This window comes from Cobetia sp. 1AS1, from assembly GCF_029846435.1.
Classification (GTDB): Bacteria; Pseudomonadota; Gammaproteobacteria; order Pseudomonadales; family Halomonadaceae; genus Cobetia; species Cobetia amphilecti.
The window spans coordinates 819,622-842,114 of record NZ_JARWKU010000001.1 but is presented as its reverse complement, the minus strand read 5'-3'; the positions used below and the strand labels follow the sequence as shown (position 1 = coordinate 842,114).

The window sequence follows — 22,493 nt, the reverse complement described above, 5'->3', positions numbered from 1 at the left end:
CCCTGCGCCCTGCAGATACCGCCACTGCTGGCCACGACTCTTGCCGGCAGTGCACGAAAGCCCCCAGCCGGGCAGCGAATTCCAGATTGTCCGGCCTGGTCATCAGATCCAATTTCGATTTACGAGGAGCTCTGTCATGAGTGATGTACCTGCCGCCTATCAAGCCAGCAAGGGTTCGATTCTGGACGTCGATCGCGACTTCTACGACAGCCTCACCGAAGGCAAGGCCGAGCGCACCCTGGTCGCGACCCATACCGTGCCGCTGCGCGATGGCCTGGCGTGGGAAGTGCCGGCGGGCCACGTGCTGCGCATCAAGATCACCGAAGGTTCACAGGTCGGCGATTTCAACATGTGGAACCTGCACAACCCGCGTGAGCGCATGTGGGCGTCTCGCACCCGCCAGCTGCAGCGTGCACATGTCAGTACCTATGATCGCCTGTGGTCCACACTGCCCTACCTGCGCCCGATGGCGACCATCATCGATGACACCCTCGCCGACTATGGCGTCGATGCAGAAGGCGGTCGCGTGCATGACCTGCTGGGAACGCGCTGCGACCCCTACGTGAATCGCCTGCTGACCGGCGAGGACTTCGATCACCACTGCCACTCCAACCTGGTGCGCGCGGTGGAGCCCTGGGGCCTGACCGAATTCGATATCCATGATGTGCTCAACATCTTCCAGTGCACCGGCCTCAACAATGAAGACAAGTACTTCATGAAGGCCTGCCCGGCACGCAAGGGCGATTACCTGGAGTTCTTCGCCGAGACGGACCTGCTGTGCGCGATGTCCTGCTGCCCGGGCGGCGATCTGTCAGTGGACCTGTGGGGCCCTGATGCGCGAGACCCGCTCGAGACCTGCAACCCGCTCGGTGTCGAGATCTATCGACTGGAAGGCGATGTTCTCGCAGGCTGGGAGTCGCCCAAGGTCGCGGCTTACGCCGGCAACCACGGCCGCCAGCACCCCACCACCGATTGGACCGCCATCAAGCGTGAACGCTGCTGCTGATGCGGCTTTTTGACACGCTGATCGCCTTTAGCGGGTACTGATGTAACAAAGCCCCCTGCCGAGACTCTCGACAGGGGGCTTTGCCTTTTGTGCGGACATCGCCGCCTCACCCTTGGCTTGTCTGCTCATACAAACGGCGATGTTCGGCGTGCAGCGATGTCCAGAGCGGCGCCATGCGGGCAATCAAGCGAGGATCAAACTGCTTGCCCGATTCCTCGCTGAACAATCCGACCAGACGCTTCAGCGACCAGCCCGGCTTGTAGGCGCGCGGCGAGGCCAGGGCATCGAAGACATCCATCATCGCGGCCACCTGACAATGCAGTGGCAAGGCACCCCCGGCGGACCCGGCAGGATAGCCTTGGCCATTCCAGCCCTCGTGGTGGGTGATCGCCACCAGGCTGGCCAGCGCTCTCAGGGGGCCGCGCAGCGTAAACAACAGGCGCCCGCCGTGACTGGCATGATCGCGCATCGTGACACGCTCCTCATCACTGAGCGCACGCGGGGCATTCAGAAGCTCCGCCGAGATGCCGACCTTGCCGATATCATGCAGCAGGGCCGCGCTATGCAGGTCATGCAGTGGCACCTTGCGCTGACCGGACGGCAACAGCCTTGCGTAGAGAAATACCGTCAGCCCCGCCACCCGCCAGGAATGCGCCAGGGTATCGCCATGATGACGATGAAGGAGGCGCGCCAGGGCCAGGACTCCGGGTTCGAGCGTCTTCGCCCCCGGGGGCGGCTTGAAGAGGTAATCCGGCAAGGGGGCATCACCGGCATGCGCGAATCGCATCGCGCGCGGGGCATCTTCCATGGAGCCTCCCTGTTCAATCTGCCTATCAAGGGTCGTGAGTCATCAGGGGGCTCATGATCGATGCGCCAGATAGGATCGCATCAGCCCGGAATGACGAACGCCTATTTCTCGTTCGCATTTTTAGATTTGTGTTTCACATCCGTCTCGCAAGCTCGGACCTTCATATCCGTTTTTGAAGACCAGCTCTTCCAAGACCCTGCACTTGCTAAAAAGGACTTGATAGACAGCACTTGATAGAAAGCACGTGATAAAAGGTACCTGGTGAATATTAGGCGATAATAATGACGTGTCTCAATGTTTCCTTCATCAAATCTTTACCTTATTCGTATTGCAACAATGATGCATTCCGCGCTCAGAGACGCGCGCATATCATCTCGCGAACCATTCCAGCAGATGCTCGATCAAGCGCACCGTGCGCAGCGGGCGATGGCGCTCACGATGATAGATCAATGACAACGGCACATCCGCCGGCTGCCAGTCACTCAGCAACTCCTGCAGCTCCCCTCGCGCGATGGCTGATTCACAGTAGAGCCTGGGCACGCGAATGATGCCGTTGCCGGCGATGGCACCACTGACCAGCACGTGCCCGTTGCGGCACTCAAGCTGAGCCCCGACATCCACCTGCAATTCGCGAGGCTCTGCCCCGCGTGCAGTGAAGGACCAGCGCGAGACCGAGCCGACCAGGCAGCGGTGATCCACCAGCTCACCGGGCGTGTCTGGCGCGCCATGGCGAGCGAGATAGTCGGGGCTGGCCACCACCACGTAGGGCAATGTCATCAGCGGACGCGCGATGAAATCGGCATCCTCGAGGGCGCCCATGCGCAGGGCGATATCGAAATCATCACGAATCAGGTTCACGCGATGACTGCTGAAATCCAGCTCCACCTGCACTTGCGGCCATGTCTGCATGAAGGCATGTACGGCGGGTGCCAGCAGCCGCTCGCCGATCGGCCCGCCGACGCTGTTGATGCGCAGCCTCCCGCGCATGGCGTTGCGCTCCTCACGTACCAGCGTGACGATCTGGGTGATGTCACCCAACGCACTGCGACACTGGGCATGCAGCAGATGGCCGCTCTCGGTGAGTCGCAACGAGCGTGTCGAACGCTGCATCAGCGACACGCCAAGTGCCTGTTCAAGCGCAGTCACCTGTTTGGAGACCTGCGACCGCGACACGCCCAACTGCTCGGCGGCGCGGGTGAAGCTGCCATGATCCGCCGTCATGACGAAGGCGCGAATATCGGCCAGAGGAAGCGACTCGAGCATGGGGCTCTCCAGAGGTGTGATGTCGAGAGGGAACACAGAGTAGGCACGCCAAGACACTCAATCGAAGATACTCGACCGAAGACACGCAATCGACGACACGCGATCAAAGACAGTCAGTCACAGAGCATCATGCCAGCAGTCTACCAGCCGCATCGACGTCTTCAGCGGCAGCGCAGGCTTTCATCACGAAGTTTCCCCGACGATAGATGGCGCGTGAAGATCCTTGGCATTAGATAACGCATACAAAAAGGGGCGCTGATGAGCGCCCCTTTTTATTTATAGATCACCAGTCTATTTCTAGATCACCAGCTTATGACCAGGTCACCCGACTTCCGAAACTGGCTTATATCGTCCGTCTTGCCTGCCTGGATGCCGTGACTGTCTATATGTCAAGACTGTCTATATGCCGTAACTATCCTGGCATCTAGCCACCCCCTGCGAGTCAGCCTGCCAGAGGCGGTCGCATTACCAGCCGACGCTGGCTGACAGGGTGATTTCCATCGGGTCACCCACCAGCACGCGGGTATCGCCGCCGCTACCGTAGTAGTAGCCAGTATCGAACAGATTCTTCGCATTCAGCTTGAATTCGGTGTCCGGGCCGAAGAAGTCATGACGCCAGCCGACGAAGGCATCTGCCACGGTGTAGGCATCCATCGAGAAGCTGTTGTCGTCATCGCCTTCACGCTCACCGACATAGCGCACGCCACCGCCGACACGCCACTCGCCGTAGGACGGATCGATCGCCAGATCATGTGCCAGATAGAGGCTGGCCGCGTTGAGCGCCGCATTCGGCAGACGATTGCCCTCGGTGCCTTCGGTATCCTCCAGCACTTCGGTATCGGTGTAGGCGTAGCTGAACAGCAAGGAAGTGCGATCCGTCAGGGCCCCTTCGAGGCTGAATTCCAGGCCTTGCGAGCCGGCTTCACCGATGGTGCGAGTCACACCATTGTCAGTGACTGCGACGTTTTCCTTGCGGATCTGGTAGAGCGCCACGGAGGTCGCCAGACGCGGATTCCACTGACGCTTGTAGCCGATCTCGTAGCCCTTGCCGAGCTCGGGGTCGAGGCTCTCGCCGCTGTCACTGTCGCTGCCGTTCGGCACGAAGGATTCGCTGTAGCTGATGTAGGCGGAGCTGGCATCGTCAATGCGATACAGCAGATTCGCGGAGGGCAGGAACAGGTCGTCGCTGTAATCGGGGTCAGACACGAAGTCCTCGCCCTGCCCGCTCTGCTGATCGAACCAGGTGTAGCGCCCGCCAAGGCCCAGAATCCACTTGTCGCTCAGATACCAGCGGTCGCTGACATAGACCCCGATGGCCTGGGTCTCGTCGAGACGATTGCTGCGCGAGGTATTGATGTCGTCGGAGGTCACCTGGGCCAGCTGGCCGTGGTTCACGTCAGTGACGGTGGAGACCGTGACGGAATCGCCGAAATAGCGCTCATCCAGATAGTCGCGAGTGGTCTCGTAGTCCGCCCCGATGACCAGCTGATGACGCTGGCCCGCGATCTCGACATCGCCCATGGCGTCCAGCGCCGTGTAGTGCTCGCTGCGATCATAGCCCTGGTTCTCTTCGGCGCGCACGGTCACATCGCCGCTGTCGCTGACGTCGGTGACATTGGCGCGTGCATCGCTGTACTGACGACGCGTCCAGCCGTAGGTCAGCTTCATGTCCCAGTTGTCGGTGACTTCCTGCTTCCACCAGGCATTGACGGACTCGTCATGGCCATAGACGCGGTTCCAGGATTCATCGAAACGCGTGCCACGCGTGACGTTGGCGGCGCTACCGTTGTAGAAGACGGTGCCACGGTCGATATCCAGCTCGTAGTCCTGGTACTCGTAGCTGATCTGGGCACTGCTGTGCTCGCCTTCCCAACGCAGTGACGGGGCGATGGTGGTGCGACGGTCATTGCCGTACTCGCGCCAGGAGTCTTCATCTTCATGCGAGAGGATGAAGCGATAGGCCAGGCCGGTATCCTCGATGGGGCCGGTGGTGTCCAGAGTGGTATTGCCACCGCCGAAGGAGCTGACCTCGCCACTGATCTCGGTGTGCGTCTCGTACTGCGGACGCTTGGTGACCATGTTGATCACGCCGCCGGGGTTCTGCTGGCCCTGGAAGAGCGATGACGGCCCCTTGAGCACCTCGACGCGGCCCACGGTCGCCGTGGTGTAGGTGCGGCGCGGCTGACGGATGCCGTCGATCAGCATCGAGCCATCGCTGTTGCTGCCGAAGCCCCGCTTGACGAAGCCGTCCTCGGTGCCCCCCAGGGTGTTGCCCAGCTGGATACCCGCGACCGGCTGCAGCGCCTCTTCCAGATCATCCAGATTGAAATCATGCATGACCTGCTGGGTCACGACATTGATGGTGCGCGCCTGCTCGAGGAAGTCCACCGATTGCTTGTTGGCCAGGCTCGAGGCCTCGGCGCGGTAGCTGCCCGGCGCCACTTCGCCTTCACGCTCTCCGGTCACCACGATCACCGAATTCGCGACTGGCGACTCGCTTGAGGTGGCACCCTCTGCCGCCAGCGAAGAGGCCGGCAATGCCATCAGGCTGAAGATCAGGCAGGAGAAATGTCCCTTGTTCGTGCTTGCAGCGCTATCCCGAGAATGATTTGGCACCTGAAAACCCTTTGTACGCGATGCGACAGCGTCCTGCTGAACCACACCTTTCATCTGCTCGATGAGCAGAAAGTGGCCATGACTGACGCCCCCCGCGCCAGTAAATGAGTCGCGAATGCTAATCTTTATCAAATGCTACCGCAACGAAAAATGCGTGATTTTTCCGCGGAATGACCTGAGCTTTGCCTTATTTAACGCTCAGCAAACCTCTATTTGCGTAATTGTACTGACATCGAAGCGTCACACCCGCAATGCGCGACATCAGAACGTGGGAGCAACGACACAAGGCTTGGGAAACGCTGCATTGACACAGGGAGAATGAGCGCTCTACCCTGCACAGGTAGAACAAACACTCTCCCTCGTTGATTCGACCATGGCACCGACATGATCCAGCACGATATCGCCGCCCGCCTGGAGACGCTCTTCAGCCAGCGCGGCTTCGCAGAACCGAGTGTTGCCGAGCTCAAGGCAGCGTCAGACGTGAGTCTGCGCACCCTCTATCGCCACTTCCCCTCCAAGGAGAGCATGGTGATCGGTGCACTTCAGCATCGCCACGAGCGCTATATGGCCTTCCTCGAAGAGGGAGTGCCCGAGGATGGCGCTGCGGCGCTCAGCCACCTCTACCAGCGGCTGGGGCACTGGATGGCGTTCGAGGCGCCCAATGGCTGCATGTCGGTCAATGCCCTGTCGGCCTTTCCCGACAACCCGCAGGTGCGCGAGGCGGTCGATCGCCACAAGCACGAGACTCTCGAGTGGCTCGGCCAACACAGCCGCCGCCCAGACCTCGCCACCGAGCTGTTCCTGATCCATGAAGGCGCCTCTTCTGCCTGGCTGGTGCTGGGCGAGAAGGCCATCGAGGCCGCACTTTCCACCACACTGACCCTACTGGGAGCACCCCACCGATGAGCTCACTTGCCACAAGCAAAGACAGCATGCACGGCGTCTACCTGACCGGCCATGGCGGCCCGGAAGTGCTGGAAGTGCGTGACGACATTCCTCGCCCGACACCCGGCCCGCGTGACGTGCTGGTGCGGGTCGGCGCGGCTGGCGTCAACAATACCGACCTCAACACGCGGCTGGCCTGGTACTCCAAGGGCGATGGCGAGGCCGAGGATGCCAGCTGGTCCGGGCAGCCGATCCATTTCCCGCGCATCCAGGGGGCTGATATCTGCGGCGAGATCGTCGCGGTCGGCTCAGACGTCAGCCAGGCGCGCCTCGGCGAGCGTGTACTGATCGAGCCCTGCCTGAGGGAGCACGACGGCCAGGCGCTGGAGTCCGCCTGGTATATCGGCGCCGAATGCGATGGCGGCTTCGCCGAATACACCCGGGTAGCGGCGCGCCATGCCCTGCGCGTCGAGAGCTCACTCAGCGATGTGGAACTCGCCTCCTTCCCCTGCTCCTACTCCACCGCCGAGAACATGCTGACCCGCGCACAACTTGCCAAGGGCGAGCGCGTGTTGATCACCGGCGCCTCCGGCGGGGTCGGCTCCGCGGCCGTCCAGCTCGCCAAGGCCCGTGGTGCCCATGTGATTGCCGTCACCAGCGCGGCCAAGGCCGATGCCCTGCGCGATCTCGGAGCCGATGACATCGTGCTGCGCGATCAGCCACTCGACGCGGCGCTCAACGGCCAGAGTGTCGAGGTGGTCATCGATCTGGTGGGCGGCCCGCAATGGCCGCAACTGCTGGATATCCTGGGCTACAAGGGGCGCTACGCCGTCGCGGGCGCCATCGGTGGCGAGATGGTGGAACTCGACCTGCGCACGCTGTACCTGAAGGACTTGAGCTTCTTCGGCTGCACGGTGCTGGAACCGGAGGTCTTCCCCAATCTCGTGCGCCATATCGAGCAAGGCAACATCAAGCCGCTGGTCGCTGACACCTTCGCGCTGGCCGAGATAGCCACCGCTCAGGAGGTCTTCCAGCAGAAAGGTCACGTGGGCAAGGTCGTGCTCAAGGTCCGTCAGGACTGAAAGCCCCCTGCCCGCGCGACCGGCCAGAACGCAAAAGGGCTACCCGATGGGTAGCCCTTGTTGTGACTGAACGCTGATTGCTCGGCAGTCATTACTCGACGGTCACTGCCAGACGATCTCTGTCTGACGAACGTGTCGCGATAATCAGTCGCTACGCTTGTCTTCGGTGTTGGTCTCGAAGTCGCTCGCCGAGTGGCGCTCGATCAGCTGCTCCTGCGGCTCTCCCCAGAAACGATTGACCATGCGACCCCGCTTGACCGCCGGGCGTTCGGCAATCGACTTGGCCCAGCGCTGCACGTGCGTGTAGTCCTGCACGGAGAGGAACTCGGCGGCGTCATAGAGCTTGCCTTCGACAAGTGCGCCATACCAGGCGTAGATGGCGATATCCGCGATGCTGTATTCGTCACCGGCGATGTAGGCATTGTCGGCCAGCTGACGATCCAGTACGTCCAGTTGACGCTTGGTCTCCATCGCGAAGCGATTGATCGGGTACTCGAGCTTCTCCGGGGCGTAGGCATAGAAGTGGCCAAAACCACCGCCCAGGTACGGCGCAGAGCCCATCTGCCAGAACAGCCAGTTCATGACTTCGACACGCTTGGCGGGGTCCTTGGGGATCAAGGCGCCGAACTTCTCGGCCAGATGCAGCAGGATGGAGCCGGATTCGAACACGCGAATCGGCGTCTCGCCGCTTCTGTCCATCAGCGCGGGGATCTTGGAATTGGGATTGATCGCGACGAAATCACTGCCGAACTGATCGCCTTCGCCGATACGGATCGGCCAGGCATCGTATTCGGCACCGCTATGCCCGAGCGCCAGCAGCTCCTCGAACATGATGGTGGCCTTCACGCCGTTGGGGGTCGCCATGGAGTAGAGCTGGAAGGGATGCTCGCCGACCGGCAGCTCCTTGTCATGCGTTGGGCCCGCGATCGGCCGATTGGTACTGGCGAACTTGCCGCCACTCTCGCTTTCCCATGTCCAGACCTTGGGTGGCTGATAACTGTCGCTCATACCCTTGACTCCTTGGCATCCTGTTGAAGCTTCAAGACTGACACTTCAAGACTTCGGTGGCGTCAGACACGTCGGCGTGGCGCCGCTCTGACTCGATAGACAAGTTATGACGGTCAGGCGCTCGTGACACAAGGGGATGAAATGACAAGATTTTGTTGCTAGTATGCCACCAGTTTTTGGGGAGTAGCCCGCTCTCGTCACCCAACGAGAGTCTCGGATGTCAACATAGTCGGCAGGCATTGCCGTGGCACCGAGGACCCACCTATCCGATCATGCCCGTGATCAGTCAGGAAGAGGTTCGGCGAGACCAATGACAGTCAGACGCTTCCGGCCGGTGGTGTCTTTCTGTTATTGACTCGCAACCGGCCTGGAACATCCTGACTCATGCCTCTGCTACCGACATTTCTGCTCGCCTTCTCCATGTCCTGCGACGCCTTTGCTGCCGCCCTGTGCAAGGGAGCCGCCATACGTCGTCCCTCTCTGAAAGACGCCCTGCGCATCGGCCTCATCTTTGGGGTCATCGAAGCCATCACGCCCGTGATCGGCTGGCTGATCGGTCGCTCACTGGCCGTCTATGTCGAACAGTGGGACCACTGGATCGCCTTCGCCCTGCTGCTGCTGCTCGGTCTGCACATGATCCATGAGGGGCTTTCCAAGGACGAGGAAGACGAGGACTGCACCACCCCGCAGTCATTGCCCCGCCTGATGCTGACCGGCCTTTCCACCAGTATCGATGCCATGGCCGTGGGTGCCGGGCTTGCCTTTGCGGGCGTCAACATCGTCACCACTGCGCTGGCGATCGGCACCGCCACCTTCGTGATGGCCACCACCGGCGTGATGCTGGGCGGTGTGCTGGGCAAGATGGTCGGCAAGCGCGCGGAAATCATCGGTGGCCTGGTGCTGATCGGCATCGGCACGACCATCCTGCTCGATCACACCGGCTACCTGGGTTGATCCTCTGCTGAAAAGCGCCCTGAACAGCCCCGTGGCGGCCCCTGGCGATGAACGCACCCACGCGTTGCGCCAAGGGCCCCCTTGAAAACCCTGACAATGGTGTCATTCAAGGGGGACACATGGCGTATTCTGTCGCTGGCCATTCAAGGCGCTTGATATCCAGACACGTGATATCCGCCGCCTGATCAGCGATGACATGAAAGCCAACGCCGTGATCTTCCAAAGGGAGCCAGATTGCATGTATACACGCAAGCTTCATCCAGGCAGTGAATTCCCGGCCATCCAGGTCAAACGCAGCGACGGTGAGGCACTGACCCTCGGCAAGCCCCAGGGCGAGCATGACTGGCAGCTGGTCGTGGTCTATCGCGGCAAGCATTGCCCGATCTGCACCAAGTTTCTCAACAAGCTGGAGGGCTATCGCGAGCGCTTCAGCGCCCAGGGCGTCGATCTGGTCGCCGTGTCAGCCGATGATGAGCAGCAGCTCACGCAGCATCGCGAGTCGCTGGAGGTCAACTTCCCGCTCGCGTATGGGCTGACCCTCGAACAGATGCAATCGCTGGGACTGTTCATCTCGACGCCGCGCAGCGAAAAGGAAACCGATCACGACTTCCCGGAGCCTGCCTTCTTCATCGTCAATGGTGAAGGCAAGATCCAGATTCAGGAGATCGCCAACGCGCCCTTCGTGCGCCCTGATCTGGATACCCTCATCGGGGGCATCGAGTTCATCCGCAAGCCGGATAACGACTACCCGATTCGCGGCACCCGCGATTACGACTGAATCCCTCAGGGTTCACGCCGTCACACAGACGCCCCGTAGCCTCGTGCTGCGGGGCGTCTGTGTGTCTGGGCCTGTTGCTTGCTACCTGGCCTTCACCTCGCCCGCTTTGCGCTTTTGGCCTCTTTTCATGACGCCGCTGATAGGCGCTGAAAACAGGCCACGAAAAAACCACGAAAAAAATCTGATCCCGTGACATCCAGACGAGAAAGGCCAGCGTTATGAACAGTGCAAGGGAGACAACGACACACCTGCAACCGCTAGCTGAACCTTATCTGTCTACGGAGTCGTCAAGATGAAAACAATCGCCTGTATCTCTGGTATTTTCGCTGCCCTCGCATTGAGCCCGCTGGCTCAAGCCATGGAGGTTCCCGAGAGCGTCACGGTGCCAAAAGGCAATGAAGTCGCCATGGAAACCGTCGGTGTCGGCAAGATCAAATGGGCCTGCGAAGCCAAGGACGATGGCACCATGGGCTGGGTCTTCAAGGGCCCGGATGCTGCGCTGAATGATGCCGATGGCAAGCAGGTCGGCAAATACTATGGTCCGCCCGCCACCTGGGAATCCATGGATGGCTCCAAGATCACCGGCACACAGCTGGCGGTTGAGCCCAACGGCAAGGGCAATATTCCGCTGCAGCTGGTCGAGGCCAACCCGGCCGAAGGTGAAGGGCATATGCAGGGCGTCACCTATGTTCAGCGCCTCAATACCCAGGGCGGTGCCGCACCTGACATGGCCTGTGATGAAGCTCACAAGGACAAGGTCGAAATCGTGATGTACCAGGCCGATTATCTGTTCTACAAGGCCATGTAATCTCAAGCCTTGAATAGAATGGATTCACCACTCGATGTCGTGTGACAAAGCGCATTGACACAGGGAAGGTGCGATCATGAAAAGCCCCGACATGCATAGGCATGTCGGGGCTTTGTCGTCATCAATCCCGGCGGGGAAATGATGATTCATAATGGAGCTCAATCAGCAACGCGCAGGCGATAACAGAAGTGCTAACAGAGAAGGTCAGGAAGGCCATCACGAAGATAGTCAGCCTTCCATTTCGGTGCAAAAGCCGTGAGTTTGTTTCCCCGCCCCGTGAACCGATCTCTGAGCCGATAAGTTGCCGTCAGACCAGCGCCAGCATCGTATAGGGCGCTTCACAGGAGTGGCGCTCATCGCGTTCATCCACGCTGCCCAGCTCATGGTTGCGATCATTGTCATAGACCACGAACAGCCGTTCGCGATCCAGTACCGCAAGCCCTTCCGCCTTGTGCTCGAACTCCAGCACGCGACCATCCTCATGCGTCACCAACGTCGGGGATTTGCCTGCGTGGAAGTCGGCCAGCGATAGCACCCACAGATAGCCCCCGATCACCTCTTCACTGCCCTGCTCGGTCTCGAAGCTGGTCACCAGATAGAGACGTGCGTGATAGGGATCATATTCCAGGCTCGAAAGACCACACTCGTGATTCACCCCCTCATACTCGGCGGGGTCAAAGGCATAGACGTCGTGAAGGTCCTCGATGAACTCGATATTGTCGCTGTCGGTCATGGCATAGCGCGCCCCGATGACGCGACGCACGTACGCGAAGTCTTCATGCGAGTTGCCTTGTTCGCGCACCCCGAACAGGATCAGCCCATCGCCCTTGTCACTCGGCACGACCGCCAGACCTTCGATCTTGTAGTACGGCTGGCCAATGGCCGTTTCCAGCTTCTGACGAAATTCCAGTGAGCCCTCGACCCCATCACGCGGGTCCGGGTCGACCACCTGCACCTTGTCCGGCTCACCCAGCGGCCAGATCAACAGGTGGTTGTAGGCATTCAGGGCATGACTCTCGCTGTCGATGCGATCAAACCCGGTGGTTGCCAACATGTGACGGCCATCGGTGGTCAGCGCGAAGTCTTCATACTTGACCGCCTGACGGATCAACGGCGTGGTCAGATACTCAAGCTGACTGTCATCGGGCCCGTGCGAATCCAGTGGCAAGGAGAAGACCGCCGAGCGTCCCTCGCCCGGAATCGGCTTGTCACTCGCCATCAACAGACGCTCGCCGTCATAGGCCACGGCGGAAATTTCCGCGTTCACCAGCTTGCCATCCTCATCCTTCAAGCCGGCCGGAAAACAATGGATCGTGCCCTGTTGCGTGATACGTACCTTCGCCATGCATGGCTCCTTGAAATGAAACGTCATGACAGTGGGACAGGCCATGCGGGATTGAGTTCGGGACAATGCATGCCGCCTTGTGACAGCCAGGCCAATGACAGGGGCAACCCCTGGGGCATTCCCTGACACTGGGACAGAAGCAGAAAAGCGTCTGCCAGACACCACAACGCCCCGCGAGACTCCATCAGTCAGGAGTGTCGCGGGGCGCTGTGCATCAAGCCTCAAACGTCAGAGCGCTGGCTTACGTACAGGCTAGCGGTGTGCGGCTCACACTTCCCTGGCCGGCGCCGCCAGCACCGTCTCGTGATTGCCACCTCCAGCGGCCTGCTGTGCGTGAGTGCCCTGCTTGCGAGAGCTGCGCGCACGCCAGGTGATGGAGATGGCCAGCACCACCAGCATCGCCCAGGGGTAAGGCGTGAAGAAGGACGCCATGGCACTCGGCGCCGCGACACCCGCCTCGGCGGCACTGGCAGCGATCACCTGCTGCCAGACGGCCACCGCGATATGCCAGGGCAGCAGGAAGAAGACCGTGCAGACGGCGCAATCCATCAGGTTGGCACTGCGCTCCGGCGCGATCCCGAACTTCTCGGCCAGCTTGCGCACCAGCCCGGGGCCGACCAGCAACAGTGCCGGCGCATTGGCGGACAGCGGGATGGACGCCGCGACCGTCACCGCCACGATGCCTGTCTCGGCCCCCGTACGCGACGTGATCAAGCTGTCATTGGCCTTGTCGAGCAGACGACGCATCAGGCCGGCATCCAGAATCACCTGTGTCAGCGCCAGTACCATCAGGGCGAACAGCACGGCGCCGGTCACCGAGGCGATGCCGTTCTCGATCAAGCCGGTGCTTTCACCGCGCTGTGCCGGTAGCGCAAAGATATCGCCCAGACTGATGGCGCCGATCACGAGAGCACAGAGCATGGCGACCAGATTGCCGAAGAACATCGCCTCAATGATATGGCGACGCTTGAGGGCCAAGCCGACCACCACGGCCAGAGGCAACAGCATGACCAGGCCGAGCGCATTGCCTGATGCCAGCGCAGGCACCTCGGCCAGCGCTGTCTCGCTGCCACCGGCCAACAGGAAGATCACCACGCAGATGGCAGCTGCGGACAGTGCCAGCGGCAGACGCGTGCGAATGACATCCGCGACCTGCGCCCCCTGGGTGAAGGAGGACACGATGGTGGTATCCGAGACTGGCGACAGATTGTCACCGAAGGCAGCGCCCGAGAGCAGTGCCACCGCCAGCATCGTCGGGTCTGCGCCCAGCATCACGCCGGCCGGATACAGCACGGGGCCAAGGCCGATGACAGTGCCCACGCTGGTGCCCGTACCCAGCGAGAACACCATGCAGATGGCGAAGGCGAGCACCACGAAGACACCACCGGTGGCACCCATCGAGGCACCAATCCATTGCAGGCCATCGATGAGCCCACCTGCCATCATCAGCTTGCCGAAGACCCCGGCGAGCAGCCATAGGGCAATGATGGCGGTCGCGGTGTGGTTGCCCATGCCACGCAGCAGGCTCTCGCAGTAGGCCGAGCGGTCACGACACAGAAAGAGCCCGACCCCCATCGCCAGCCAGGCGCAGGCCCAGAAAGGCTGAGTGCCCGCACGCTCGAATACCGAGAGGTAGATCAGCCCCGCCACCAGCACCATCAGCGGCACCAGGGCGCCCACCACACCACCCCGAAACACCAGTTCCTTCGTGTCCTGTTGCTGCATATTCCTGTCCCTCACACGCGAGTCTTGTTATTGGAGTCATCCTTGCCTGGCAGGCCTGCACATGACGGCCCAGGCCCCAGCCAGACAGCCACAGGCTATGCGAGCCACTTGCGTGACGACCAATGCAAAATCAGTGGCAAGCGATTACTTTTTCACATGACCAAGCAATCTCTCTGCCAAACATTAGAAAATCAGGAATTTCACATACTAAAGCGCTAACAAGCCAGTGATCTGTCAGGGTGCTGCCGCATCAATCAGCGTTGCTGCAAGGCAGTGTTGGTGAGAGACAGCCTTGGAGAGAAACAGTCCTGGAGAGAGACCGTCCTGGCGAGTGGTATCAGCTGCGAAAGCTCGCTGAGCTGGGGCCTTGGGGCAAAACGCGGTTCGACACTCGCCCCTGCAAAGGCTTGCAGGGGCGCATGCGGACAAGTGAAACGCCGGGAGGATGATCGTGGGTGAAGGCAGGACTGACGCTAGCGCCGCGCGGAAGCGCAGCGTGTGATCGGCAAGTGCGCGATGAAGGGGCACGCTTTGATCTTTTGCACCGATCCTCTGCACCGACCTTCTGCACCGATCCTCTGCACCATCTTCATGAACCGAAGAGTCAGCGCAGGAGCCCGGGCGAGTAGCAATTCACGTCATGTCGGGCGATCAGTGCAGCACATTGCGAATGAAGCGCAGCATCCCGGTGCCCGTGTTGTGGTAGCGGTAGGCCTGATCACTGGGATAGACATGGAAATCCCCGGCGTGAATGACGATTTCCTCACGTTCCAGCGTAAGGGTCAGCTCGCCTTGCGTGACCACCAGCATCTCGTGCCAGCCGGCATCATCGGGCGCGGAGTCATAGTGCTCGCCGGGGGCTAGGGTCCAGTCCCATAACTCGACTTCCTGGGTCGCCGGCTTGCTGGCCAGCAGCACGGCGCGACTTTCGGGCGCCTGCCCGACCCACGCCACCTCATTGATGCGTGCCGAGTCTTCGCTTTCCGGGGGCTGCACCAGCGCGTAGAAGAGTACCCCAAGCGCCTCGGCGAGCTTGTCGAGCGTGCCCAGGCTGACATTGACGTCGCCCTTCTCGATGTTCACCAGCATGCGGCGGCTGATCTCGGCCTGATCCGCGAGTGCCTGCTGGCTCAGCTCGGCGGCCAGACGCAGACGGCGAACATTGGCCGCGACATGGACCAGAACATCGGGTCGATCTTTACTGTTGTGCAATATAGTGCGCATCCGTACAATCCCGCTGACGATGAGGGAAGCCGGCATCCCACTGGCCTCAAGCTCCCTTCCCTTGCTACCTCAATGTCCCTGAATCATGCCGCATGTGTTCTTGACTGACCATGCCCGTCATCCACTGGATCGCTCAAGGAGACTTCAATGTCCGTTGCCGTCGCCGCCTCCTCTTCTCGTCTGTGGCCCGTCGCCATGCTGCTGGTCGCCATGTGCTCGATCCAGAGCGGTGCTTCGCTGGCCACTTCCCTGTTCCCGATGATCGGCGCGGCGGGCGCGACAGCGATTCGTCTGATCATCGCCTCGATTCTGCTGCTGGCCATTCTGCGCCCGTGGCGCAAGCCGGTGACGCGCAAGGCCTGGAAGTCCATCACCATCTACGGCGTGGCGCTGGGCGTGATGAACCTGCTGTTCTACCAGGCCCTCAAGACGGTACCGCTGGGCATCGCCGTGGCACTGGAATTCACCGGCCCGCTGGCCGTGGCGCTGCTGAGCTCGCGCCGCTGGATCGACCTTGGCTGGGTGGCGCTGGCGATCACCGGGCTGGTACTGCTGCTGTTGCTGGGTGAGGACACCGCCGCGCCGATCGACCCCGTCGGTGCCGCCTTCGCCCTCGGCGCTGGCCTCTGCTGGGCGCTGTATATCCTGTTCGGCCAGAAGGCCGGCGCAGGCAATGGCACCCAGAGCGCGGCGCTGGGCATCACGATCGCGGCGGTGGTCGTCGCGCCCGTCGGGCTGATGGAGGCCGGCAGCGCCATGTTTTCGGTCGATATCCTGCCGTTGGCACTGGCCGTCGCGGTGCTCTCGACCGCGCTGCCCTACACCCTCGAGATGGTGGCCTTGCCGCGCCTGCCGACCCACACCTTCGGCACCCTGATGAGCCTGGAACCCGCCATCGGGGCGCTCTCCGGCCTGTTGTTCCTCGGTCAGACGCTGGGCATCTTCCAGTGGCTCGCCATCGGTCTGGTCATCACCGCCTCGGTGGGCACGACGCTGACCGGTCGCAGCAAGGAAGTCTTCGATGGACCGGTGCCGGATTGAGGATGGCGCTGCCGTCTGCAGCTGAGCCGTTCAGCTGAACCGTGCAGACGTACCTCCCAGCTGAACCGTTCCGGTGCACCTTTCAGGAAGAACGAGACGGTGAATCAAGACGCAGCGTGGGATATCGTGTCTTCCTCTATCACGCTTTCCGAGACAGGAGACCGCCAGATGACATCACCACGTTCCGCGTCTTCCTCACCCTCCGCTGCGCGCTCCACCGCCCAGATGGTGGTGTGGTTCGGGCTGAGCTTCTTCACTGCCGCCATCGGCGCGCTGGCCTCGGTTGACGCCAAGACTTTCTATGCAAGCCTCACCCAACCGGCCTGGGCCCCGCCGGCGGGTGCCTTCGGGCCGGTGTGGACGGCGCTGTTCGTGATGATGGCGCTCGCCGCCTGGCGTGTCGCGCGCGATGGCTTGCATGCCAGCAATGGCTTCCGTTGGCGCCATCATCTGGCGCTTGGGCTGTTCGTGGTGCAGCTGATCGTAAACGGCCTGTGGAGCTGGCTGTTCTTCGCCTGGCATCTCGGTCAGGCGGCGTTCATCGACGTGCTGGTGCTGTGGACGCTGATCGCCGTCACCCTGATCGCCTTCTGGCGTATCAGTCGCCTCGCCGGGCTGTTGATGCTGCCCTATCTGGCGTGGGTGACGCTGGCCAGTGCGCTCACCTGGTCCGTCTGGCAAGCCAATCCGGCCCTGCTGGGCGGCTGAACCGTCAGCGATCGACCTGACGACAGAGGAGCGGCCAGCACTCGGGCCCCGCGACGCCAGAACATCCCTCTCGGACACCAAACGCCAACGCCCGGCCGAGACTCCTGCAGAGTCTCGGCCGGGCGTTGGCGTATCAAGTGTCGTCTTGCTGGTGCGACTATTCACGGTCCACTGATGCCGCCGTGCGGGCCTGGTAAGCGATCAGATCGCCTGACGCGCCTTCAAGCGACCTTCCTCTACTACCAGTACGCGATCCGCGACCTTGCACAGCAGCGCCGCATCATGACTGACCAGCACCAGCGCCGTGCCCTGCTCGCGCACCATCTTCACCATGCAGGCGATCACCTCCTGCTGGACCAGCGGATCAAGACGTGAGGTCGGCTCATCGGCGAACACGAAGCGCGGCTTGATCAACATCAGACGCAACAGCGCGAAACGCTGCAGCTCGCCACCCGAGACCTGTCCCGGCAGACGCGAGAGCAATTCCGGCGCCAGGCTCAATTGCTCCATCAGCTGCGGCAGCTGGCTGTCATCGAGCCGATGACGTGCGCTGAGATCCTTCAGCAGGCGCCCCAGTGTCCGGTGTGGCGGGAAGGTCGCCACGGGGTCCTGATAGAGCTTCTGATACTCCAGGCGTTCGGCATGCTGAAGCACGCGTCCTGAATGCGGTGGCAACAGGCCGAGCAGCGCATCGCCCAGCGATGACTTGCCACAGCCTGAAGCGCCCTGGACGCCGATGATCTCACCGCCCTTCACGCTGAGTTCCACGTCACGCAGCAGTGTGGTGTCCCCGCGCGCGATGGTCAGATTCTCGGCGCGGATGATGGTCTCGCCTGCCGCCTTGCCATCGCCGCTCGCACTGTCGGCTGCCGGCTTGAAGGCGGCCTCCGGCCAGGCCTGCGGCGCGGCATTCACCAGGCGTCGAGTATAGGCATGTGTCGGCGCGGCCAGCACGTCACGCGTCGCGCCCTGCTCGATCACCTGCCCCCTGCGTACCACCATCAGCCGGCCGCCGATCTGGTGTGCCAGCGCCATGTCATGGGTGATGACCATCAAGCCGGCACGCGGTGTCTCGGCCAGTGACTTGAGCAGCAGCTCGCCGATCTCGCTGACGCGGGCGGCGTCCAGTCCCTTGGTCGGCTCGTCGGCGATCAACAGCGGCGCGCCACCAGCGCGGGCGGCCGCAAAGGCCACACGTTGCGCCATGCCACCGGACAACTTGCCCGGCAACTGCTCGCTGGCCGCGGCGACCCCCAGCTGCTCCAGATCGCTGCGCGCGGCCGCATGGGAGGCCTGCGCCGAACGCCCCGCGACCAGTCGATATGCCTCTCCGACCTGACGAATCACCTTCATCAGCGGGTCCAGCGCCAGCCAGGGCTCTTGGGGCAATACCGCCAGGCGGCGACCCCAGAGCGGGCGACGATTCTCTGGCGTGTGCAGAGGATATTGCTCGCCGCCGAGCCACAGGCTGCCGGAGGCCACAAGCTCCCGGGGCAGCGTGCCCAGCAGTGCCTGAGCCAGCAGACTCTTGCCGGACCCCGTCTCACCGATCACCACCAGCGGCTCGCCCGCCTTGAGCACAAGCGAGACAGGCTCCAGCAGCGCCGTCTGCGCGCCCCGGACCCGCACGCTCACATCCTCGGCACTCAGCACCACATCATCCGCCGTTGCCCCATGCCGCGTGTGAGAGGCAGGCGTAGTCATTGTCGCGACATTCATGGGCGCGCTCCTTCGAGGGTGTCCGCGGCGGTTGACGTTCTGGCCTTGCTACCGGACATCAGCAACAGCCCCAGCAACAGCAGGAAGGTGACCAGCACCGGCGTCAGCAGCGCGAACGGTGCTTCACGCCAGTACGGCAACAGCTCGACCATCATGGTGCCCAGCTCTGGCGTGGGCTCCGGAATGCCGACGTGCACGAAGCCCAGCGCGGCAATCGCCATCAGGGCGTTGGCCATGCCGAAGGCCATCGCCGTCATCATCACGGGCGCCATTTCCGGCCACAGGTGATGACGAAAACGGTACCAGGCCCCGAAGCCCAGCAGACGACTGGCCTCGACGCCGGGACTCGCCAGCACGCTGCGGCCGGTAGCGCGGGCCAGGCGGAAGAATTCCACCCACAGCACCAGCGACAGACCCAACCACAATGCCAGCGGCGTCGACGGCAAGATGACGCTGACCATCAGCACCAGCAGCAGCCCCGGCAATGCCAGCAGGCTGTCTGCTACCAGGCTCAACAGGCGCTCGGCCCAGCCACCGCGTCCCGCGGCCAGCAGGCCCAGCGAAATGCCCGAAAAAGCGGCCAGAATCACCGCCCCCGCGGCAATGGAAAGCGACAGCCCGAGCGCCGCCACCAGGCGGTGATACAGGGAGCGCCCAAGGTGGTCATAGCCCAGCGGGGCGCTGGTGATCACCTCGCCGGCGTCAGAGACACCGACGGCATCCGCGCCCTGCAGTGCACGATAGAGATGCTGCTCCAGCGGGTCTCCCGGTATCACCAGATTGCCCAGCAAGGCCAGCAGCACCAGACTGGCGACCATCGCGGCCCCGATCACCCGGCGCAACGGCCAGTCAAGACGTGGACGACGCACGGCTTCCACGCGCTGCGGCGCAAGCCCTTCCACCACCTGATTCATTTCACACCCCGTGGGTCCAGTTGGCGACCCAGCAGATCGACCAGCAGATTGATCAAGACAAAGCCGACGCCCAGCACCAGGGCGGTGCCCTGCACCATCGGCACATCGCGCGAGAAGATGGCGTGCACCAGCGCATGGCCGATGCCCGGCCAGCCGAAGATGCTCTCGATCACCACCACACCCTCCACCAGGGTCACGAACTGCAGTCCCAGATAGGTCACCAGCGGCAAGGCCACATGGCGCAGGCCGTGACGCCAGAAGGTCTGGGCGTTGCTGAGGCCCTTCCAGCGCGCGAAATCATGAAAGGCCGTCTGGGTGACGGCGGCCATGGCATCACGTGCCAGGCGTGCCGATACCGCTGCCAGCCCGAGCGCCAGCGTCATCGCCGGCAGAATGAAGTGCTGCGGCTCACCGTGACCGGCGGCCGGCAGCAGGCCCATCTCCACCGAGATCAGCAGGATCAGCACCAGCGCCAGCAGGAACTGCGGCGTGGCACGCAGCAGACTGCAGACGGCCAGCAGGCTACGGTCCAGCCAGCCACCGGCACGCAGACCGGCCAGCAGCCCCAGCGGCGGGCCGATCAGCAGCGAGATGCCCAGCGCCGCGCCGGCGAGCGACAGGGAGTTGCCCAGCTGATGACGAATCTCCACCCACACCGATTCACCGGAAATCAGCGAGGTGCCAAGCTCCAGGCGCAGGATATCGCCCAGCCAGTAAAGGAAGTGCAAGCCGCCCTGTGCCTCGAGGCCCAGTTCGGCGCGTACCGAGGCCGCAGCGGCCGCATCCAGCGCATCATAGCCATAGCGGCCGGCCGCGATACGCCAGGCGGCATCGCCGGGCAGACTCTGCATCATCAGATAGCTGGCGCCGCCGACCATCAGCACCACCATCAATAGCTGCAACAGACGTGAAGGGAGATTCATTGTGCCCACCGCAATTCTGAAAGGCCGAAACTACGCTCCCAGGGATCTACCTGAGCGCTTTGCAGTCGATTGGAGATCGCCAGGTTCTGGTAGTACCAGGCGATGGGGATCACGGGCAGCGCCCGCTGGATCACGCCGCTGGCCTGGGCGCGCGGGTCCTGCCCTGCCGGCGTGGGCCCATAGCCCTCGCGTGCCATGCGCTCAAGCTCGGCGGTGAAGTCCGCATCGAACCAGCCCATCGCGCCCCAGTCGCCACCGGGGGCCTCGGGGGTTCCCGCGTAATCGCTCAGCACGTTGCCGATGGGGTCCGGCACCATGGCCAGATTGCGCGCGAACAGCGCCATGTCGAGGCTGCCGTCGTGGTGGCCGGCCGGAATCGCCGAGAAGTTGGTGATATCCAGACGCGTCTGGATGCCGATGGCGTGGAACTGGCGCTCCAGCACCGTGGCGACCAGCGGCAGCTCCGGACGGTCCGAGAAGGTGATCAGGCTGATCGCGAGACGCTGGCCATCCTTGTGGCGGATGCCATCCTCCGCGACCTTCCAGCCAGCGGCGTCCAGCAGCGCACGCGCCTTGGCGACATCCTGATGCAGCTCGGGCAGCTCGGGGTCATGCCAGCCTTCCACCATCGGCGGGAACAGCTGGCTGGCGCCACGCGGATAGCGCAGCACGACCTGAGCGATGGCGGTGCGATCGATCGCTAGACTCAATGCACGCCGTACAGCGGGGTCCTGAAAGGCCGGATGATTGGCGTTGACCTTCAACAGCATCGTGCGCGGCGTCGCGGCCGCCGCCAGAGTCACACGCGGCGACTGGGAGAGACGCTGGCGACTGGCGGGGTCCAGCCCATAGGTGAAGTCGGCATCTCCGCTCTCGGCGATCAATGCCCTGCCCTCGGCGCGGCTCACCGCCTGATAGCGCGCCTGGCGCACCTCGGGCTGCGGGCCCCAATAGTCCTCGAAGGCGATGACTTCCAGGCTCAAGGGCGGCGTCATGCGCAGCATGCGATAGGGGCCGGTGCCGATGACCTGCTGGGCGGTGCCCGTCTCATCGAAGGCTGCCGGCGCGAGTATCTGCTGGCGATAATCGGCCAGATAGGCGGGCAATGCGGCGAAGGGCTCGCTGAGGGCAATCACCAGCGTCTGGGCATCTTCGGCAACGATCCGCTCGACCGGCACCGACTTCAGAAGGCCCGGCTTGGCACGTGCGATCTCGAGCACCTGACGCGCCACCTCGGCATCCAGCTGGCTGCCATCATGGAACTGCACGCCGGAGCGGAGCGTGAAGCGCCACTCCAGGCCGTCATCCGAGACCTCCCAATCGGTCGCCAATCCCGGCTGCAGCTCTCCCGTGGCATCCACCTCGACCAGTGTCTCGACGATCTGCATGCGCTGGAAAAGAATGCCGCTGAGCAGCGGATCCGCCCCCTTGATGTCGAAGGGTGCCACGATCTCCAGACGCCGTGTGTCCGCCGCCGACGCTTGCGCCGCTGAGGCATCTTGCGCATGGCTGGGCTGCACCACGGCCAGGCTCAGCGCGACGCTGGCGACGGCCAGCTGCCTACGATCGTGAAGGAAGGTTCGGTATTGCCACCGAAGCCTTGAGAGCAATTTGACCATCGATATCGCGCGTCCCGAGCAAGAGCATGGATGCCGACGCGCAACCGGCGCCGACGAACAAAAACGC

At 62.6% G+C, this 22,493-nt stretch carries 19 protein-coding genes; 8 read left to right on the top strand and 11 right to left on the bottom strand.

The genetic code is table 11. The features are described from left to right. Window positions 1–136: 136 nt before the first annotated feature. Window positions 137–1,006, top strand: coding sequence for a DUF1989 domain-containing protein (locus QD280_RS03590; protein WP_279838348.1), 870 nt, complete (start codon window positions 137–139; stop codon window positions 1,004–1,006). A 106-nt stretch (window positions 1,007–1,112) separates the two neighbouring features. Here the strand turns inward: QD280_RS03590 and QD280_RS03585 are convergent, their stop codons facing one another. The 3 genes from QD280_RS03585 to QD280_RS03575 form a co-directional block, all read right to left on the bottom strand. Further along, the gene (locus QD280_RS03585) at window positions 1,113–1,814 is read right to left on the bottom strand and encodes an HD domain-containing phosphohydrolase (protein WP_279838347.1); all 702 of its coding nucleotides are present in this window, start codon (window positions 1,812–1,814) and stop codon (window positions 1,113–1,115) included. A gap of 369 nt (window positions 1,815–2,183) precedes the next feature. Then, window positions 2,184–3,077 (bottom strand): LysR family transcriptional regulator, encoded by an 894-nt coding sequence (locus QD280_RS03580; protein WP_279838346.1) that lies wholly within the window; start codon window positions 3,075–3,077, stop codon window positions 2,184–2,186. A 465-nt stretch (window positions 3,078–3,542) separates the two neighbouring features. Then, window positions 3,543–5,693: a TonB-dependent siderophore receptor gene (locus QD280_RS03575; RefSeq protein WP_279838345.1), complete on the bottom strand. Its 2,151-nt coding sequence runs from the start codon at window positions 5,691–5,693 to the stop codon at window positions 3,543–3,545. Window positions 5,694–6,077: 384 nt separating this feature from the next. Between QD280_RS03575 and QD280_RS03570 the strand changes: the two genes are divergently transcribed. Both QD280_RS03570 and QD280_RS03565 read left to right on the top strand, forming a co-directional pair. Further along, window positions 6,078–6,599 carry a TetR/AcrR family transcriptional regulator gene (locus QD280_RS03570; RefSeq protein WP_279838344.1) on the top strand — a complete coding sequence of 174 codons (522 nt, stop codon included), beginning with the start codon at window positions 6,078–6,080 and terminating at the stop codon, window positions 6,597–6,599. Further along, window positions 6,596–7,660, top strand: a complete 1,065-nt coding sequence (locus QD280_RS03565) for an alcohol dehydrogenase family protein (protein ID WP_279838343.1) — start codon at window positions 6,596–6,598, stop codon at window positions 7,658–7,660. The genes QD280_RS03570 and QD280_RS03565 overlap by 4 nt, the downstream gene beginning before the upstream one ends. Window positions 7,661–7,804: 144 nt before the next feature. Here the strand turns inward: QD280_RS03565 and yghU are convergent, their stop codons facing one another. Further along, entirely contained in the window at window positions 7,805–8,668 is an 864-nt protein-coding gene (yghU, locus tag QD280_RS03560; RefSeq protein WP_153635652.1) for a glutathione-dependent disulfide-bond oxidoreductase, read from the bottom strand. Window positions 8,669–9,052: 384 nt separating this feature from the next. Between yghU and QD280_RS03555 the strand changes: the two genes are divergently transcribed. From QD280_RS03555 to QD280_RS03545, 3 genes are all read left to right on the top strand, one after another. Further along, window positions 9,053–9,622 (top strand): manganese efflux pump MntP family protein, encoded by a 570-nt coding sequence (locus tag QD280_RS03555; protein ID WP_054556018.1) that lies wholly within the window; start codon window positions 9,053–9,055, stop codon window positions 9,620–9,622. A gap of 238 nt (window positions 9,623–9,860) precedes the next feature. After that, a complete protein-coding gene (locus QD280_RS03550) occupies window positions 9,861–10,400 on the top strand; it encodes a redoxin domain-containing protein (RefSeq protein ID WP_279830484.1) in 540 nt (179 codons plus the stop codon). A gap of 292 nt (window positions 10,401–10,692) precedes the next feature. Next, window positions 10,693–11,208 carry a DUF3455 domain-containing protein gene (locus QD280_RS03545; protein WP_054556016.1) on the top strand — a complete coding sequence of 172 codons (516 nt, stop codon included), beginning with the start codon at window positions 10,693–10,695 and terminating at the stop codon, window positions 11,206–11,208. A gap of 307 nt (window positions 11,209–11,515) precedes the next feature. Here the strand turns inward: QD280_RS03545 and QD280_RS03540 are convergent, their stop codons facing one another. The 3 genes from QD280_RS03540 to QD280_RS03530 form a co-directional block, all read right to left on the bottom strand. Continuing rightward, on the bottom strand, window positions 11,516–12,553 hold the full coding sequence (locus QD280_RS03540; protein ID WP_279838342.1) for a hypothetical protein: 1,038 nt from the start codon (window positions 12,551–12,553) through the stop codon (window positions 11,516–11,518). Window positions 12,554–12,820: 267 nt separating this feature from the next. After that, entirely contained in the window at window positions 12,821–14,278 is a 1,458-nt protein-coding gene (locus tag QD280_RS03535; RefSeq protein WP_279838341.1) for a Na+/H+ antiporter NhaC family protein, read from the bottom strand. Between the two features lie 651 nt (window positions 14,279–14,929). Continuing rightward, window positions 14,930–15,502, bottom strand: a complete 573-nt coding sequence (locus QD280_RS03530) for an XRE family transcriptional regulator (RefSeq protein WP_215824525.1) — start codon at window positions 15,500–15,502, stop codon at window positions 14,930–14,932. A gap of 147 nt (window positions 15,503–15,649) precedes the next feature. On the opposite strand from QD280_RS03530, the gene rhtA reads away from it, so the two are divergent. Beyond that, window positions 15,650–16,543, top strand: coding sequence for a threonine/homoserine exporter RhtA (gene rhtA, locus QD280_RS03525; protein ID WP_192838169.1), 894 nt, complete (start codon window positions 15,650–15,652; stop codon window positions 16,541–16,543). Window positions 16,544–16,711: 168 nt separating this feature from the next. Further along, the gene (locus QD280_RS03520) at window positions 16,712–17,251 is read left to right on the top strand and encodes a tryptophan-rich sensory protein (RefSeq protein WP_279838340.1); all 540 of its coding nucleotides are present in this window, start codon (window positions 16,712–16,714) and stop codon (window positions 17,249–17,251) included. A gap of 201 nt (window positions 17,252–17,452) precedes the next feature. Here the strand turns inward: QD280_RS03520 and QD280_RS03515 are convergent, their stop codons facing one another. From QD280_RS03515 to QD280_RS03500, 4 genes are read right to left on the bottom strand one after another with little or no spacing between them, the layout of a single operon-like run. Next, window positions 17,453–18,970: an ATP-binding cassette domain-containing protein gene (locus QD280_RS03515; RefSeq protein ID WP_279838339.1), complete on the bottom strand. Its 1,518-nt coding sequence runs from the start codon at window positions 18,968–18,970 to the stop codon at window positions 17,453–17,455. Next, on the bottom strand, window positions 18,967–19,884 hold the full coding sequence (locus QD280_RS03510) for an ABC transporter permease subunit (protein ID WP_197738734.1): 918 nt from the start codon (window positions 19,882–19,884) through the stop codon (window positions 18,967–18,969). Before QD280_RS03510 ends, QD280_RS03515 begins: the two co-directional genes overlap by 4 nt. Continuing rightward, a complete protein-coding gene (locus QD280_RS03505) occupies window positions 19,881–20,807 on the bottom strand; it encodes an ABC transporter permease (RefSeq protein ID WP_054556011.1) in 927 nt (308 codons plus the stop codon). The genes QD280_RS03510 and QD280_RS03505 overlap by 4 nt, the downstream gene beginning before the upstream one ends. Then, window positions 20,804–22,255, bottom strand: coding sequence for an ABC transporter substrate-binding protein (locus tag QD280_RS03500; RefSeq protein ID WP_279838338.1), 1,452 nt, complete (start codon window positions 22,253–22,255; stop codon window positions 20,804–20,806). The genes QD280_RS03505 and QD280_RS03500 overlap by 4 nt, the downstream gene beginning before the upstream one ends. Between the last annotated feature and the right edge of the window lie 238 nt (window positions 22,256–22,493).